This is a genomic window from Ascidiaceihabitans sp. (assembly GCF_039986515.1).
GTDB lineage: Bacteria > Pseudomonadota > Alphaproteobacteria > Rhodobacterales > Rhodobacteraceae > Ascidiaceihabitans.
The window spans coordinates 156,163-172,610 of the sequence record NZ_JBDWQO010000019.1 but is presented as its reverse complement, the minus strand read 5'-3'; the positions used below and the strand labels follow the sequence as shown (position 1 = coordinate 172,610).

At 54.6% G+C, this 16,448-nt stretch carries 16 protein-coding genes; 10 read left to right on the top strand and 6 right to left on the bottom strand.

Annotation, left to right across the window (positions count from 1 at the left end; translation table 11 throughout):
• Positions 1-93: 93 nt before the first annotated feature.
• Positions 94-312: a DUF1127 domain-containing protein gene (locus ABJL60_RS19715; protein ID WP_348374084.1), complete on the bottom strand. Its 219-nt coding sequence runs from the start codon at positions 310-312 to the stop codon at positions 94-96.
• 129 nt (positions 313-441) lie between these two features.
• On the opposite strand from ABJL60_RS19715, the gene ABJL60_RS19710 reads away from it, so the two are divergent.
• From ABJL60_RS19710 to ABJL60_RS19695, 4 genes are all read left to right on the top strand, one after another.
• Complete coding sequence (locus ABJL60_RS19710) at positions 442-1,323, top strand: LysR family transcriptional regulator (RefSeq protein ID WP_348285135.1); 882 nt, start codon at positions 442-444, stop codon at positions 1,321-1,323.
• 415 nt (positions 1,324-1,738) lie between these two features.
• On the top strand, positions 1,739-2,113 hold the full coding sequence (locus ABJL60_RS19705; protein WP_108829123.1) for a helix-turn-helix transcriptional regulator: 375 nt from the start codon (positions 1,739-1,741) through the stop codon (positions 2,111-2,113).
• Between the two features lie 73 nt (positions 2,114-2,186).
• Positions 2,187-2,990: a histidinol-phosphatase gene (gene hisN, locus ABJL60_RS19700; protein WP_348374083.1), complete on the top strand. Its 804-nt coding sequence runs from the start codon at positions 2,187-2,189 to the stop codon at positions 2,988-2,990.
• Positions 2,987-4,327, top strand: coding sequence for an 8-oxoguanine deaminase (locus ABJL60_RS19695; RefSeq protein ID WP_348374082.1), 1,341 nt, complete (start codon positions 2,987-2,989; stop codon positions 4,325-4,327). Before hisN ends, ABJL60_RS19695 begins: the two co-directional genes overlap by 4 nt.
• Positions 4,328-4,430: 103 nt before the next feature.
• Here the strand turns inward: ABJL60_RS19695 and guaD are convergent, their stop codons facing one another.
• The gene (guaD, locus tag ABJL60_RS19690; RefSeq protein ID WP_348374081.1) at positions 4,431-5,723 is read right to left on the bottom strand and encodes a guanine deaminase; all 1,293 of its coding nucleotides are present in this window, start codon (positions 5,721-5,723) and stop codon (positions 4,431-4,433) included.
• Between the two features lie 94 nt (positions 5,724-5,817).
• Between guaD and mgtE the strand changes: the two genes are divergently transcribed.
• Both mgtE and ABJL60_RS19680 read left to right on the top strand, forming a co-directional pair.
• Entirely contained in the window at positions 5,818-7,215 is a 1,398-nt protein-coding gene (gene mgtE, locus ABJL60_RS19685) for a magnesium transporter (RefSeq protein WP_348374080.1), read from the top strand.
• A complete protein-coding gene (locus tag ABJL60_RS19680) occupies positions 7,212-7,772 on the top strand; it encodes a 5-formyltetrahydrofolate cyclo-ligase (protein ID WP_348374079.1) in 561 nt (186 codons plus the stop codon). The genes mgtE and ABJL60_RS19680 overlap by 4 nt, the downstream gene beginning before the upstream one ends.
• On the opposite strand, the gene ABJL60_RS19675 is transcribed toward ABJL60_RS19680, so the two are convergent.
• Genes ABJL60_RS19675 through ABJL60_RS19665 form a run of 3 tightly spaced genes read right to left on the bottom strand, consistent with a single transcriptional unit; the run spans position 7,759 to position 10,150 of the window.
• Complete coding sequence (locus tag ABJL60_RS19675; RefSeq protein ID WP_348374078.1) at positions 7,759-9,339, bottom strand: GSCFA domain-containing protein; 1,581 nt, start codon at positions 9,337-9,339, stop codon at positions 7,759-7,761. The two genes, ABJL60_RS19680 and ABJL60_RS19675, sit on opposite strands and share 14 nt — an antisense overlap.
• Before the next feature lie 5 nt (positions 9,340-9,344).
• Entirely contained in the window at positions 9,345-9,554 is a 210-nt protein-coding gene (locus ABJL60_RS19670) for a helix-turn-helix transcriptional regulator (RefSeq protein WP_348374077.1), read from the bottom strand.
• A gap of 23 nt (positions 9,555-9,577) precedes the next feature.
• A complete protein-coding gene (locus ABJL60_RS19665) occupies positions 9,578-10,150 on the bottom strand; it encodes a DUF2975 domain-containing protein (RefSeq protein ID WP_348374076.1) in 573 nt (190 codons plus the stop codon).
• A gap of 107 nt (positions 10,151-10,257) precedes the next feature.
• On the opposite strand from ABJL60_RS19665, the gene ABJL60_RS19660 reads away from it, so the two are divergent.
• The 4 genes from ABJL60_RS19660 to ABJL60_RS19645 are packed head-to-tail and all read left to right on the top strand — an operon-like array spanning position 10,258 to position 14,513.
• Complete coding sequence (locus ABJL60_RS19660; protein WP_348431215.1) at positions 10,258-10,893, top strand: outer membrane beta-barrel protein; 636 nt, start codon at positions 10,258-10,260, stop codon at positions 10,891-10,893.
• Between the two features lie 54 nt (positions 10,894-10,947).
• Positions 10,948-11,760, top strand: a complete 813-nt coding sequence (locus tag ABJL60_RS19655; RefSeq protein WP_348374074.1) for a TIGR00282 family metallophosphoesterase — start codon at positions 10,948-10,950, stop codon at positions 11,758-11,760.
• Complete coding sequence (locus ABJL60_RS19650; RefSeq protein ID WP_348374073.1) at positions 11,757-12,698, top strand: DMT family transporter; 942 nt, start codon at positions 11,757-11,759, stop codon at positions 12,696-12,698. Before ABJL60_RS19655 ends, ABJL60_RS19650 begins: the two co-directional genes overlap by 4 nt.
• A gap of 27 nt (positions 12,699-12,725) precedes the next feature.
• On the top strand, positions 12,726-14,513 hold the full coding sequence (locus ABJL60_RS19645; protein WP_348374072.1) for an SLC13 family permease: 1,788 nt from the start codon (positions 12,726-12,728) through the stop codon (positions 14,511-14,513).
• Positions 14,514-14,789: 276 nt separating this feature from the next.
• On the opposite strand, the gene ABJL60_RS19640 is transcribed toward ABJL60_RS19645, so the two are convergent.
• Positions 14,790-16,448, bottom strand: coding sequence for an FAD-binding dehydrogenase (locus tag ABJL60_RS19640; RefSeq protein WP_348374071.1), 1,659 nt, complete (start codon positions 16,446-16,448; stop codon positions 14,790-14,792).

Sequence of the window (16,448 nt, the reverse complement as noted above, 5' to 3'; positions counted from 1 at the left end):
GGCGTTTCAAGTGTTTTCGACAGGCAAAACGTCACAAGTTAACAAAAAACGTCAGGAATGGACGTTTTGCCTATATTGTTATGGCGGATGGGATCATTGGCGCCACGTGGCAGGCACATCCCAGACCGGGCGGTTGGCTTCTTTCTGGGCGTCTTGCGCGGTCACGCCAATATCTGCAAGCTGTTTTGCATCAAGCGACCGCAATTGGCGGCGCGTGCGCCAGACACTCAGCATTTGCCAAACAGACGGGGTGGCGGGGGATGTGTGCAAGGATGATTGGCACATCATGCCGGTTTGATCAGTAACAGCCATCGGGTCTCTCCAATTTAACAAAAAACGATGCGTTTCATATTTTGCATCAGGTATGTTGATGTATATGGCAAAGCTATGTACATTTTAAAAACGAATGTTTGTTAAGGTTATCATCAAGGATCGTGATATATGAGAAATTTGGATATAACGACGCTACGGTCTTTTGTTGCTGTCGCTGACAGCGGCGGGGTGACACGGGCTGCAGGGTTTTTGCATTTGACGCAATCTGCGGTGTCCATGCAGTTGAAGCGGTTGGAAGAGATGCTGGGGCTTGAATTGCTTGACCGTTCAGGGCGTACGATTGCATTAACAGCGTCCGGAGAGCAGTTGCTGGTCTATGCGCGCCGCATGATTGCATTGAACGATGAAGTCATAACCCGGCTGACGGATCAGGCATTTGAAGGTGAGATCACGCTTGGGGTACCACATGATATCGTTTATCCAGCGATCCCGCGCGTCCTGAAGCAATTTCATGCCGCCTTTCCGCGTGTGAAAGTGCAGCTGATTTCATCCTATACACGCGCTTTGAAACGGGATTTTGGGCAGGGCACTTGTGATTTGATCCTAACAACAGAGACAACGATTGATGCGGGCGGTGAGTTGCTTTGTACAAAGCCGTTGTGTTGGATCGGGGCGCCCGATGGGTCCGCGTGGCGGCAAAGACCATTACGGCTTGCGTTCGGGCGGCAATGTACATTCCGTCCGAAAGTGGTGGAACGGTTGGACACCGCCGGTTTGGAGTGGGAACTAATGGTCGAAACCGAAAGTGACAGGACGATTGAAGCAACTGTTGCAGCTGACCTTGCTGTGCATGCAATGATCGAAGGCACAGAGCCGCCGCATCTGGAGAAGATAGATCATAACGAAAGCCTGCCTGAATTGCCTGCGCAACACATCAACTTATACGGGGCACAAAGCACCAAAGGGGTCGTGCATGACACTTTGGCTGACCTTCTAAGGCGTGCCTTTGCGGGCAGTGATTCGGTCAAGCTGCGTGCAGTTTCAGGTTGAAACCATCAAAATGCACAGCATAATCTGAAAAATTTTGTATAAGTTTGCTGCTACTTCGGATCGAATTTAGTGAAAATTGACGTCAATTGGCGTCAATTTTCTACATTTGTTCGCATCTCTGCTAGCGCGTTGTTATCGCCAGATTATTTTTAAAAAGGGTCCATTCTGGCCCTGCTTAGGCATCAGGAGGGGACTCCGAACTGACGAAAAACGTTAACAAAGCTATAGCGTCTAGCGAGCATAAAGGTGCTGCAAATCAGCTCATACGTGCAGAACTTGTTGCTTATGAGGCGCGTTGTCGCGTACCTTACGGCCAATCCCGACAGGCTAGTATTGCTTTGGGATCGTTCGGACTGTGCGCATTGCGCGTCGTATGGCTCGGGTTTCAGGCATTGCGCATCGCAGGTAAAAACTCATGGCTCACATCGTCGACACTCACGTCGGAAAACGGATTAGGCAGCGTCGCTGGCTTATCGGGATGACCCAACAAAAACTTGCAGAGCTTGTCGGGATCAAATTCCAACAAATCCAAAAGTATGAAACGGGCGCAAATCGCGTCAGTGCATCACGCCTTTGGGACATCGCGGAATCGCTTGGCGTGCCTGTGGGATTCTTCTTCGAAGGGCTGGAACCTGCAGGATCCGAAGCAGCCGAAGCGGGCAACATGGTACCATCTGATCTGTTTGCTGACAAAGAAGCGATGGATTTGGTTCGGTCATACTATGCGATCCCCGAAGCCCAGCGTCGTCGTTTGTTCGAATTGGCGCGTGTCCTTAGTGATGTGGCCTGATCACGCCTTGGGCATGTGATTGCATTCAAAAACCTAAGTTGCAAAACGGGGTGCGTCGTGGCACCCCTTTTTTATGACAGTTTCACATGATCAAATCGCAGCTCTGACCGAAGTGGCACATGCGCTTGCGGACGCTGCACGTCAGGCCATTCTGCCGCATTTCCGCAGTGTGGACCTTGTGTCCGACAACAAGCTAAATGACGGGTTTGATCCCGTCACTGTCGCCGACAGGGCGGCGGAACAAGCGATGCGTGATGTTTTGGCGGCCTTGCGTCCTGATGATGCAATCTTGGGTGAAGAATTCGGGGCGACATCGGGCACCACTGGGCTGACTTGGGTATTGGACCCGATAGATGGCACGCGTGCTTTCATTTCGGGGACACCAACGTGGGGTGTCTTGATCGCTGTCGGTGACGATGCAGGGCCGGTGATCGGTGTCATTGACCAGCCTTACATCGGTGAACGTTTCACTGGCACACCTGCAGGCGCCAACCTTCAAGGACCGCATGGCAACTCAACTCTCAAAACGCGCGGCCCCCGCCCGTTAAGCGACGCGACAATTTTCACAACTTTTCCGGAAGTGGGAACCGCTGCAGAGGCAAAAGCCTTTCATGCGGTCGCAGGCCAAACGCGGCTGACAAGATACGGCATGGATTGCTATGCTTACGCTTTACTGGCTGCAGGGCAGATTGATCTGGTGATTGAAGCGCAGTTGAATGCCTATGACATTCAAGGACCCATTGGCGTCATTCACGGGGCAGGCGGCATTGTAACGGACTGGGCGGGGGGACCTGCGCATCATGGGGGACGTGTGATCGCCGCAGCCAACGCAGACATTCATAAAGCAGCATTGGCTGTTCTAGAGAACCACTTGTGACTACGGTTTTGATCCAAAATGCCGACGTTGTCCTGACCATGGATGACACGCGTCGCGCGTTGCACGGTGCGGACGTGCAAATTGAAAACGGGCAAATTACCGAAGTCGGGCACGGGCTAACGCCTTTGGGCGACGTCATCAATGCGGCGGGTTGTGTTGTGACGCCGGGGCTGGTGAACACGCATCACCATCTGTATCAAACGCTGACACGTGCGGTGCCCGGTGGACAAGACGCGCTGTTGTTTGGCTGGTTGCAAACGCTATACCCCATCTGGGCACGCTTCACGCCAGATCATATGTTTACATCCGCACAGATCGGGCTGGCAGAGCTGGCGCTGTCTGGATGCACGTTAAGCTCGGATCACTTGTATCTTTATCCCAACGGCGCACGGCTTGAGGACACCATTCATGCCGCGTCCGAAGTCGGATTGCGCTTTCAACCGACACGCGGGGCCATGAGCATTGGCGAAAGCGATGGCGGTTTGCCACCAGACAGCCTGGTGGAACGTGAGGCGGATATTCTGAACGATTGTATTCGTGTTATCGACGCCTTCCATGACGCTTCTCCCAATTCGATGTGCCGTGTCGGTGTGGCCCCGTGTTCGCCGTTCTCGGTCAGCACGGAATTGATGCGTGATGCGGCTATTTTGGCGCGGGACAAAGGCGTGATGATGCACACGCATCTCGCCGAAAACGACGAAGACATCGCGTACAGTCTTGAAAAATTTGGCAAAAGACCCGGGCAATATGCTCAGGATTTGGGCTGGACGGGTCCCGATGTCTGGCATGCCCACTGCGTTAAACTGGATGCGTCCGAAATCGCAATGTTCGCAGAAACCAAAACCGGGATTGCGCATTGTCCCTGTTCCAACTGCCGCTTGGGCAGTGGCATCGCGCCTGTGCGCGCTTTGCGCGATGCAGGCGTGCCCACAGGGTTGGGGGTGGATGGATCGGCCAGCAACGATGCGGGCAATTTGGTCGCAGAAGCGCGACAAGCGATGCTGTTGCAACGGGTCGCAAACGGGGCCGACGCCATGAGCGCCGGCGAAGCCCTTGAAATAGCGACGCGCGGCGGTGCTGATGTGCTGGGGCGCCCCGAATGCGGACGACTGCAAACGGGCGCACGGGGCGATGTGGCGATCTGGGATGTCTCCGGCATCGAAAGCGCTGGCAGCTGGGATCCTGCGGCGTTGCTTTTGGCGGGACCTACGACAGTGAAGCACTTGGTCGTTGAAGGGCGACAGATTGTGCGCGACGGACATATGGTCACGATGGATCTGGAGAAAACGGTTCAAACGCAAAACCGGTTGGCGCGACAACTAAGAGATGCATTGTAACGCGCCTGTTGGTTGCATTGGCTTTGGTATCGCATCGGCAGGGGCGCAAATGACCCCCGAAGCCACCCGATTGCGAAACCAAAGCTGAATTCAGGCCTGAAAATTATTCTTGCACCTGACGCCCTGCAACCCACAGATCCGCCACGGCACGGTCATCACCCATCATGATGGTCGCAAATACTGCGTCCCAGACATCTTTGGCCCGCTGGCTGCGTTGCGCAATGGCAGGCGTTGAGGCCAGATCCAACACGCAAACATCCGCTTCGAATCCGACACCCAGATGGCCAATCTTGTCTTGTAAATGAAGGCTGCGCGCAGAGCCCGCTGTACCCAACCACAAAAGCTGGGCGGCGTGTGTGGGGGTGCCGCGCAACTGCGCGATTTCATAAGCTGCCGCCATCGTGCGCAGCATCGAAAAGGATGATCCGCCCCCGGTGTCTGTGGCCAAGCCTACAGGCATCCTTGCTTTCATGCCCGCCAGATCGAACAGGCCCGATCCAATGAATGTGTTGGATGTCGGACAATGCACCGCCGATGCACCAACTTCGGACAAACGGTCCATTTCGCGCGGCTCCATGTGGATGGCGTGGCCATACACACCGCGTGTCCCTAGCAGGCCGTGTGCTTCATAGGTGTCCAGATAATCACGCGCGTCGGGGTACAGGGATTTGACCCAGGCGATCTCGTCCGTTTGTTCGCTAAGATGGGTCTGCATCAGGCACTCGGGATGTGCGGCCCAGAGCGCGCCAAGTGCGTCCAGCTGCGCGGGGGTAGAGGTCGGCGAAAAGCGGGGTGTGATCGCATATTGGGCCCGGCCCACCCCGTGCCAGCGTGTCAGCAATGCAAGGCTGTCGTCGTAAGCCGATTGCGCTGTGTCTTGCAAATCTTGCGGCGCGTTGCGGTCCATGCAGGTCTTGCCCGCCACGATGCGTTGGCCGGATTCTGCCGCGGCTTCAAAGATCGCATCAACGGATGCCGGGTGAATAGTTCCATAAGAACAAACGGTTGTGGTGCCGTGTTGGCGCGTTAATTTAAGGTAAAGGCGGGCGATCTCGCAGGCATAGACCGGATCGTCAAAGCGCGTTTCTTCCGGGAACGTATAGGTGTTTAACCAGTCAATCAGCCGTTTGCCCCATGACGCGATAATGCCCGTCTGGGGGTAATGGACATGGGCGTCCACAAACCCCGGAACAATCAGTTTATCACCGTAGCGCACTTCGATCGCTTGCGGGTAAGCTTGGCGCAGGTCAGCAGCTGCACCAACGGCCACAATATGCCCGCCTTGCATCGCTATCGCGCCCGCGCTGTCGATATGCACGCAGTCTTGCCAAGGGGTCTCAAACGGATCACCGGAATAGGTCAGAATCTGACCGCTCAATATAGTTGTATCATCCATTGCGCCTACTTACGCCTGCAAGCAGCGGTCGTAAATCGCAATTGACGACCGCTGCCCATTGTCTCTGCACAGCGCCCCCCCTATGGTCCGCCATATGTCTATGGATGATGTCAATCAAAGCCCTTCAGAGCCGCGCGATGATGGGGCGTATACGCTGGATCGTAAAGATATCAGCGCCATCCTGTATGCGGTCGAAATCGAAGACAAGACCAAGCTGACACAGCTGATGGACCCGCTGCACGCAGCCGACATCGCCGACCTTCTGGAACAGATCAATGCGTTCGACCGATCGCGTCTGATCCGGCTTTATGACCGCGATTTCGACGGTGAAATACTGTCAGAGCTTGACGACAGCATCCGCGAAGAAGTGATTGCGGTCTTGACGCCGCAGGTCTTGGCCGAAGCTGTGCGTGATCTCGACAGCGATGACGTTGTCGATTTGGTCGAAGATCTGGACGAGCCGCAACAAGAAGTGATTCTCGATGCGCTGGAAGACGTAGACCGCGCTGCGGTTGAACAGTCCTTAAGCTATCCTGAATTCTCGGCCGGACGTTTGATGCAACGCGAAGTCGTCATGGCGCCTGAACACTGGAATGTGGGCGAAGCCATTGACCATTTGCGCAATGCAAAAGAAGACGATCTGCCCGACCAGTTCTATCACATCGTCGTCGTGGACCCGCGCCTGCACCCTGTTGGCAATGTGACCCTTGGCAAGTTGATGCGGTCGCGCCGTGAGGTCAAGCTGACGGACATAATCGAGGACGTCTTTCAGGTCATTCCTGTGGATCAGGACGAAGGCGACGTGGCCTATGCGTTCAACCAGTACCACTTGATTTCAGCGCCTGTCGTGGACAGCGAGGGACGGTTGATCGGCATCATCACCATCGACGATGCGATGGCTGTGCTGGACGAAGAACATGAAGAAGACATTTTGCGGCTGGCCGGTGTTGGCGAAGGGTCTTTGTCGGATCGTGTCATCGACACCACCAAGCGTCGTATGCCGTGGTTGGCGGTTAATCTGGCCACCTCCATCGCGGCCTCCATGGTGATTGCGCAGTTTGAAGCCGCCATCACCCAAATCGTGGCCTTGGCTGTTCTGATGCCGATCGTTGCCTCTATGGGGGGTAACGCGGGAACGCAATCGTTAACCGTGGCTGTACGTGCCATCGCCACCAAAGACCTGACCGGCGCAAACGTGTGGCGCGTGATCCGGCGTGAAGTCATGGTGGGCTTGGTCAACGGGCTGATTTTTGCGGTTGTTATGGGTATCGTTGGGGTCGTTTGGTTCGGGTCGCCCGCATTGGGCTATGTCATTGCGGCAGCCATGGTTGTGAATATGGTGGTGGCGGGCCTTGCAGGCACCGTTATTCCGGTGATTTTGGAACGTGTTGGCGTTGATCCCGCGTTGGCCTCTGGCGCATTTGTGACCACGGTTACAGATGTTGTTGGCTTTTTCGCATTTCTCGGACTGGCTGCTATGGTGTTGTTATGATGGATCTAACAGCGATCAAGGCACAGGCCCGCAAGGAAGGATTTGCCCGGCGCAAGGCGGCGTTTGACGCCAACAGCGGCGGTGCAGGGGGCTATCTTTCAGAGATTTTGGCGGGCTATCGCGGTGTGCCGTTGTCAGGCTATATGCCGATCCGAACCGAAATAAATCCGCTGTCGGCTATGGCTGAAGCCGCAGCTTATGGACCTGTTGGCGTTCCCGTCATACAGGCTGCGGGGCTACCGTTGCAGTTTTCCAAATGGCAGCCAGATGGTGCGATGAAAGCCGGCCCTTTCGGGGCGCAAATCCCCGAAGTTGACGACTTTTTTGAACCGGAAATCGTGATTGTCCCCTTGGTGGCGTTTGACGCACAGGGTGGGCGACTGGGGTACGGCGGTGGGTTTTATGATCGCACCCTAGAGCTGTTGCGCGGCAAACGTGCGACTTTGGCCATCGGCTTTGCGTTTGCAGCGCAACAGGCAGACAGTCTGCCTCTTGAAACGACGGATCAACCGTTGGACATGATTGTGACCGAAAACGGCGTGATCAGCTTGACGTAAGCCGTGTTTTGAATGCCTCGAACCCTGCGTGGGTCGGATTCATCTTTAAAGCCATATCAACAAAGCGTAACGCGGCATCGGTCTGGCCACGTGCACGTTCAAGCTGCGCCATTTTGAAATAGGGCTGAGCCTGACGTTTAGACATGTCCAAACACTGCATGAAAACGCGCTCAGCAGCTGCAAAATCGCGCTGTCCCATGTGAGCATCCCCCAAAGCAATCAGGGCGGGCATATGTTTGGGGCTTTGATCCAGAAGCTGGGATGCAATGGCTTGCGCCGCGTCAAAGCGTTTCAGACGCAGCATCAGGCGTGCGGCAAACACCTGAACATCAACAGACGTTGTTTCAAGGGACAGGTCGCCACTTTCGTTTGTGAACTTATGGGTCAAAAAATCGAAGGCTTGCGTTACCTCACCCTGACCCGCCAAAGCCCGCGCCTTGACCAAGACCGCACGCTCCAATTCTGGTGACGCGGTCAATGCGCGGTCGGCCAGTTCAAGCGCTGCGTCGAACCGCTTTGCCGTGACCTCGTTGGCGGCCAATTGGGTCAGCACGTCGGGGTCTTCGGCCTGATCGTCCGCGGTGTCCACATATTTCGCAACCATACGTGCCACGTTCAAATCGACGAGCCCCTGACGCACATGCACCTGATCGTCTTCCCAGGTTTCGTGGCGATCACTTAGGGTGATGGATTCAAAGCTGGGGAAATAAGACACGTTTTCATAGCTGTACGCGATTTCTTCCGCAGCTGAACGCAGTGTTGCTTTGGAATAGGCGTTGGCCACGATGACGTCTGTGTCAGGGCGAAATGTAGAAACCAGAGGCACCGGCGACACGGTCAAAATGCAATTCAAGCCGCCTACGCGGTTGTGGGCATTGGCGGTGTCAATCAGTTGCGCCATCAAGGCTGCAACATCCGAATGGCGCATGACCCGCAGGCGAAAACGGTCGGGATCCGTCTGTATCATGCGCTTGAGGGGGGGAGAATTCAGATAGATGCCCAGTTCCGCGTCATACCACGCCTCAACCAGACCCATTGTCAAAACCAGCAACTTACAATCTGCCAAGGCACTGTACGCCTGTTTGATCTGGGTGCGGCGCGCGACAGCGGTGGCTTTGTCTGTGGGCAGAGCCCAGTGTCGGCCCAGATGCAAATCGACAACCTTGCCCTGACCAACGTCGTACAGGTGACGATCGGGGTCAAAGGGGGTGTCGGGGTTCAACGCCCAAGTGACCTCGTTCAACATCGAAGCTGCTGTGAAAGTGTTTAGCACATTGTTTTGCATGCCCGGTCCGATGGCGCGGCGGGCTGGCAGATCAAAGCCCAGATTGATCAGACTTTTTTCCACATTTCGGGCAAAACAGGACCCTATTGTAAAGACACTTGCGCCCGTCTGTAGTGTGAAGGGCGCGTTGAAATGGGGTGTGCAGAACGGCTCGACACGGTTTTCGCTGTCATGGCGATCGGGCCAGCGGGCATGGGCGTTGGCCTTGAGATGTGCAAAGGCATCCTGCGCGGATAGCTCTGCCAAAAAGGGCGGGGGTGCGTTTTTGTTGTCCTGTGCCATGCCGGTTATCCTTCGGGATCGAAATCAAGGATATCTGCAGGCGTGCAATCCAGGGCATGGCAAATCTTGTCCAGAGTTTCAAAGCGCACCCCTTTGACCTTGCCAGACTTCAAGAGGCTGACATTCTGTTCTGTGATGCCTACGATTTCAGCCAGCTCTTTGGACCGCATTTTGCGCCGCGCCAGCATCACATCCAAGGTGACGATTATTGCCATGGTTTTCCCTTCGCACCCCGTGCCTAAACAATCGCTTTGTGGTCTTCCGACAATTGCGCGGCGCTGACCATAATATGGGCCACAGCGACAATGACCAGACCGATCACGATGGCATAGACATCCGTGTCTTCCAAAGCGATTTCAATGCTTAAGCTGTTCGGGTTCGCCCAGTATTGCATCAGCGTGCCGGTCAGGGCGTTCAGAATGATGCTGACGGGACCAAGCGCAAACAGCATCCAGCCAATGCGTCGCAACTGAAGGGCAGACTGCGGTGTGAAAATACCGATGGTTTTGATGCCAACAAACAGCTGACGGACAGTCATCAACAAAATGACGCCAATCACATCCATCACCAACCACAATGCGGCTGCAAGTACGGCATGGGATGTGGGCAATTGGGTCAAGGCAGGATCAAGGTCCAGCTGTGCACTGAGTTCACGCGCCAACATGTCAGAATCGCTAAAAGCCGTAGCCAGAAAATAGAAGATCACCGTCAAAGCAACCGCAACAGCACCAGTGCTAAGCCAGATGCCGATGGTTGCAGTGCGCTGAATTTTTCCCATCACAGGGTCGGACATAGAATGATCAGTTAGCATGAGTTTGCTCCACATAAAATCATCAGTTGCATTAATTATCGTAAAACAATAATTAATGCAACTGTTGCGGTTATTGCGCATCGTGAATCAAACATATGAGGAAACACATGCTGTATCGAGAGTTGATTTTGACATCTGCCATCATTTTAGGGCTTGGGGCCGAGGCACAGGCACAAGATCGGTGGGCGGGGTTTTACGCGGGCCTCAGTCTTGACGCCGTGGACACATCGTCAGACGTGGCCAGCAATGCGACGCATCGCTATTCTAACAACGGTGCGTCGCTGGGCCTTTATGCGGGCTACAACTTTGCACGCGCCAATGGTTTCGTTTGGGGCCCAGAGATCGCTTTGACGGGAATTAATGCGTCGGACAGCCGGTCGGATGCGGCGTTGGGCACATCAAGTTTTCGCGGGTCGTTCTTGCTTAATCCAAGGATGCGACTTGGATATGCGACGGATCGCGCCTTTTTCTACGGCTTGGTCGGGCTGGGTTCACGGATGCCGGTGCGGAACCTGATACAAACCTTGGCACCGACATCTATGTGTCAGGGTCGATCGGCGTTGGCGCAGAATTTGCCCTGCGCGATGACTGGTCTACCAAGATCGAGGCCGTGCACTACACCTGGAATGACGTCAACAAGACCTTCAATGGCAATGTGCAAGGGGCCGATACGAAAACCACGCAATTCACGATTGGTTTGTCCCGCAAGTTCCAACACCCGGTTTTTCGATGCGGAGCGCTAAAAATAATGGCCGCGCCTCTTGCTCCTGCGACTGGCGCGGCCTAGGCGTTGAGTTATGAAAATATTGTTCTTAGGCGATGTGATGGGCCGCGCGGGGCGTCGGGCGATCACCGAAAATCTACCCCGATTGCGCGAGACTTGGGCATTGGACTTTGTCGTTGTGAACGGTGAAAATGCCACGTCTGGTATGGGGTTGTCAGGTGCGCACGCCAAAGTGCTGTTGGATGCTGGCGCGGATTGCGTGACGCTTGGGGATCATGCTTTTGACCAAAAAGATATGATGCAATTCATCGAACACGAACCGCGTGTAATCCGGCCTTTGAATTTTTCAAAGGCGTCTCCGGGCAAAGGATCACGGCTTTTTACCACAAAAAACGGGCGCAAGGTTCTGGTTATGCAAGCTTTGGGGCAGGTCTTTATGAAGCGGCCCTTTGATGACCCTTTCTCGGCGGTTGAACCTGTGTTCAAGACGCATCCTCTTGGCGGACAAGCTGATGCAATCGTTGTGGATTTCCACTGTGAAGCCACGTCAGAAAAAATGGCGATGGGGCATTGGTGTGACGGACGCGCCAGCCTTGTGGTTGGCACACACACCCATGTGCCCACAGCCGACGCGATGATTTTGCCAGGCGGGACTGCACATCTAAGCGATGCTGGCATGTGTGGTGATTATAATTCCGTGATTGGCATGGAAAAACATGAACCCCTGCGCCGATTTATCACTGGCATGCCCAAAGACCGCTTCACCCCCGCGACCGGAGAAGCAACATTGTCGGGGGTCTACATCGAGACCGATGACCAAACGGGCAAAGCCACACGCATCGAAATGGTGCGTCAGGGTGGTCGTTTGCAGCAATGCGGACCATGACGGACAGTTTGTCGGGTCGTGAAAAACTGGGATATAGTCTGTTTCTAGTGCTTTTGGGCATGGGTTGGTCGTTCACGATTCCAATGACCAAAATAGCAGTCAGCGAAGGGTATAAACATTTCGGCCTGATCTTTTGGCAAGTCGCTATTGGAACGGTTTTGATGTTTATAATCAATTCAGTGCGGCGCAAATCGTTACCCATGGGACGGGCCCAAATTCGGGTGTATGTCATTATCGCGCTGATTGGTACGGTGCTGCCCAACACCGCAAGCTTTCAGGCCGCGGTGCATTTGCCGGGTGGCCTGTTGTCCATTTTGCTGTCGATGATCCCGATCTTTGCCTTTCCCATCGCGTTGGCCTTGGGCAACGACAGGTTTGATGTCCGCCGGTTTGCGGGGCTGTTGACGGGGCTTTGCGCTGTTATGCTGATCGTATTGCCGGGGGCAGGCAGGCTTGGCATTCCATCCGTTGTTTGGGTGTTTGTTGGTTTGATTGCCGGCATGTTCTATGCGTTTGAGGGCAATTTTGTTGCCAGATGGGGCACTGCGGGACTGGACCCCATTCAGGTTCTGTTCGGGGCGTCCTTGGTGGGGTGTGTGATCACATTGCCTATCGCACTTTTGAGCGGACAATGGATCAACCCGTTGCCGCCCTACGGTGTGCCCGATGCAGCACATGTCGCGGGCTCAGTCGTGCATGTTCTGGTATACACAGGGTATGTTTGGCTGGTTGGCAAGACGGGCGCAGTCTTTGCAGTGCAAGTGAGCTATCTGGTGACGTTGTGTGGGGTGTTCTGGTCTAAAATTCTGCTGGACGAAGCATATGCGCCGCAAATCTGGATGGCATTGGCATTGATGATCGGTGCGATGTACCTTGTCCAACCAAGACCGCGAACGCCGCTTGCACAGGCTGACACAATCAAAGACACTCACACATAAAGCACTCCCTTACAGCGGGCAGATACCATGGGCTTTCTCAACCTTTCCCAAACCGGCAGCGCAGTGGTCACGTTAACCGTTGTGATTGTCATGTTTGTACTCTTTTTACGCGAAACCTTCCCCACGGAGGTCGTTGCCATCACCGGAGCAGCCGCGCTGCTGGGGTTGGGCGTTTTGCCGTATGACCGCGCCCTGACAGTCTTGTCCAACCCTGCGCCTTGGACCATCGCCGCGATGTTCATCATCATGGGGGCATTGGTGCGCACCGGCGCTTTGGACGCATTCACCGCAATTGCCGACAAACAAGCGCGCACCAACCCGGCGTTGGCCATTGTGTTGCTGATGGCGTTTGTAGTGCTCAGTTCTGCGATTGTGTCAAACACACCCGTTGTTGTTGTTATGATTCCGGTGTTTATCCAGCTTGCGAAAACGATGGGTATTACGGCATCTAAGCTATTGATACCGCTTAGTTATGCCGCGATTTTGGGCGGCACTTTGACCTTGATCGGGACCTCCACGAATTTGCTGGTGGACGGCGTTGCACGCGCCAACGGACTAGCAGCCTTTTCCATCTTTGAAGTGACGCCGCTGGGTATCATTTTGGTCATATGGGGGATGATTTACTTGCGTTTTGTTGCGCCGAAGTTGCTGCCTGACCGCGAAAGCATGGCTGACCTTTTGTCGGATCGAAGCCGTATGAAGTTCTTCACAGAGGCGGTTATCCCACCGGAATCCAACTTGGTCGGACGTGAAGTCACTGGCGTGCAATTGTTCAAACGCGATGGCGTGCGGTTGATCGATGTTATTCGCGGCGATGTGTCGTTACGGCGCAATCTGCAAGGCGTTGAATTGGCGGTGGGCGACAGGGTGGTTTTGCGCACGCAAATCACCGAACTGCTGAGCTTGCAACGCAACAAGGAACTCAAACGTGTGGATCAGGTTTCGGCGGTTGAAACCACCACCGTAGAGGTGCTGATCACGCCAGGATGTAAGATGGTCGGACGATCATTGGGGGCTTTGCGATTGCGTCGGCGGTTCGGTGTCTATCCTTTGGCAGTACATCGCCGAAATCAAAATATTGGACGCCAACTTGATGATTTGATTGTGAAAATTGGCGACACACTTTTGCTAGAAGGGGCCCCGTCCGATATTCAGCGCCTCAGTTCTGAAATGGATATGGTGGATGTTTCCAAGCCATCCGCCCGTGCGTTTCGACGCAGCCACGCGCCCGTCGTTATTGTCGCTTTGACGGGGATTGTTTTGCTGGCGGCGCTTGGAATAGCCCCGATTTTTCTGCTTTCGGTGCTGGCCGTTGCCCTTGTTCTGATCACCAGATGTATCGATGCAGACGAGGCATTTGGATTTGTTGACGGGCGCCTTCTGGCGCTGATCTTCTCGATGTTGGCAATTGGTGCTGCATTGGAAGCATCGGGTGCGGTTGCTTTGATTGTCGGGTTTATTGCCCCGGGTTTAAGCGTTCTGCCACCGTTTCTGATTGTCTGGGCCATTTACCTTTTGACCTCCGTGTTAACCGAAATGGTCAGCAACAATGCGGTGGCGGTTGTGGTCACGCCCATAGCAATCGGATTGGCCGGGGCCATGGGGATCGACCCCAGACCCCTTGTTGTGGCGGTGATGGTTGCGGCCTCTGCCAGCTTTGCGACACCTATCGGGTATCAGACCAACATGCTTGTTTATGGTCCGGGTGGCTATACGTTTTCGGATTTCATGAAAGTCGGGATTCCGTTGAATCTAAGCATCGGTCTTTTGGCTTCTGCGGTCATTCCGTTTATCTGGCCACTTTATTCTCAGTAAAACGCTTATCTGATCCACACATTTTGGCACTTGGGTCACACACGCCATGTAACGTTATACGAAAACCTGCAGGGACGTTGGCGGGCGAAGCTGTGGATAAGACGATTCAGATCAAAAGATCAAAGGCGTGTTCGCCTCACCTTACGCAATGCGTAAACAAATAGTTAAGGTGAGCAGAATTTGGTTAGCAGCCATAAACCTACCAAGATTGGGGTCCACGTGGACCGCCGCAGGTTACAAGATTCGTACCTTTTCCTTCACAGTTGTTCAAAGCGCTTAGGCAATAGATTTCGACCGTCCCGCAGCGCGTCCAGAAAAGATGCAGCCCCCCAAGAACGTTCCCTCGAGCGCGTTGTACCCGTGATACCCCCCGCCGCCAAACCCCGCAACTTCGCCTGCCGCAAACAGGCCGGGCACGATTTCCCCGTTGGCACCGATCATGCGGCTTTCCAGATCGGTGTGCAGACCACCAAGCGTTTTGCGGGTCAAAATGTTGAGCTTCACAGCGATCAATGGTCCGTTGCTTGGGTCGAGAATTTTGTGCGGTTTTGCGACACGCACCAACCTGTCGCCGCGATAATTCCGTGCAGCATGAATGGCCATCAGTTGCGCGTCTTTTGTGAAGGGATTGTCGACCTGCAAATCGCGGGCGCTGATCTGGCGGCGCAGATGGTCGGCATCTATCAGATCACCACCCGCGACTTGGTTCATACCACGGGCAAGGTCCTCAAGTGTTTGTGCAACAACGAAATCTTCGCCTTTGTCTTTGAACGCTTCGACGGGTTTTGGCGCCCCTTTTCCAGACAGAAGGCGGGCCTTGATCACTTCCAGCCAGCTTTTGGAGGTCAGATCGGGGTTTTGTTCCGATCCCGACAAGGCGAATTCCTTTTCGATGATCTTTTGGGTCAGGATAAACCAGCTGTAGTCATGACCCGTCGACAGTATTTCCCTAAGCGATGTCATGCTGTCGAAACCGGGTAAATTTGGCGGCGCAAATCGATTGCCAGTGGCATCAAACCACATAGAAGATGGGCCTGGCAGGATGCGGATGCCATGTGATGGCCAGATGGGGTTCCAGTTTTTAACGCCTTCCGTGTAATGCCACATTCGGTCGCCGTTGATCACGTCCCCACCGGCGGCCTCAGAGATCCCGATCATACGCCCGTCCACATGCGCAGGCACCCCCGCGATCATCTGTTTCGGCGCGGGTCCTAAACGGTCGGTTGGCCAGACTTTGCGCACCATCTCGAAGTTTCCACCAATGCCTCCGGATGTCACGATAACAGATGGGGATTGCAGGGAAAAATCGCCTATAGGATCGCGATTTGTGGGCGCGCCGCGTTGAACAGAATCCTCGGCCAACACAGTGCCACAAACGCCTTTGGCCGCACCATTTTCCATGTCGATCCTGTCCACCTGATGGCGGAATTTGAATGTAATTCGTCCGGCTTTTTCGTGTTCCAGGCAGCGTCTGACAAAGTGTTCGATAATACCTTCGCCCGTCCCCCAAGTGATGTGAAAACGGGGCACCGAATTGCCGTGGTTGTCGGCATAGGACCCGCCGCGTTCGGCCCAGCCCACAATTGGAAACCATCGGTTGCCCATATCGTAAAGCCATTGGCGCATGTCGCCTGCTGCAAATTCCAGATAAGCTTCAGACCATTTGCGTGGCATCGCATCTTCAGGGCGGTCAAACTGGGCCGATCCCATCCAGTCGTTATAGGCAAGTTCAGGGCTGTCTTTGATACCCATGCGGCGTTGCTCCGGGGTGTCGATCATAAACAAACCACCCAAGGACCAGAAGGCTTGGCCGCCCAGAAAATGGCGAGGTTCTTGGTCAAGAACAATCACTGATTTCCCGCGGTCGCCCAGCTCTGCGGCCGCGGCCAACCCGGATAGGCCCGCGCCTACGACGATTGCATCTGCTTGATCCAT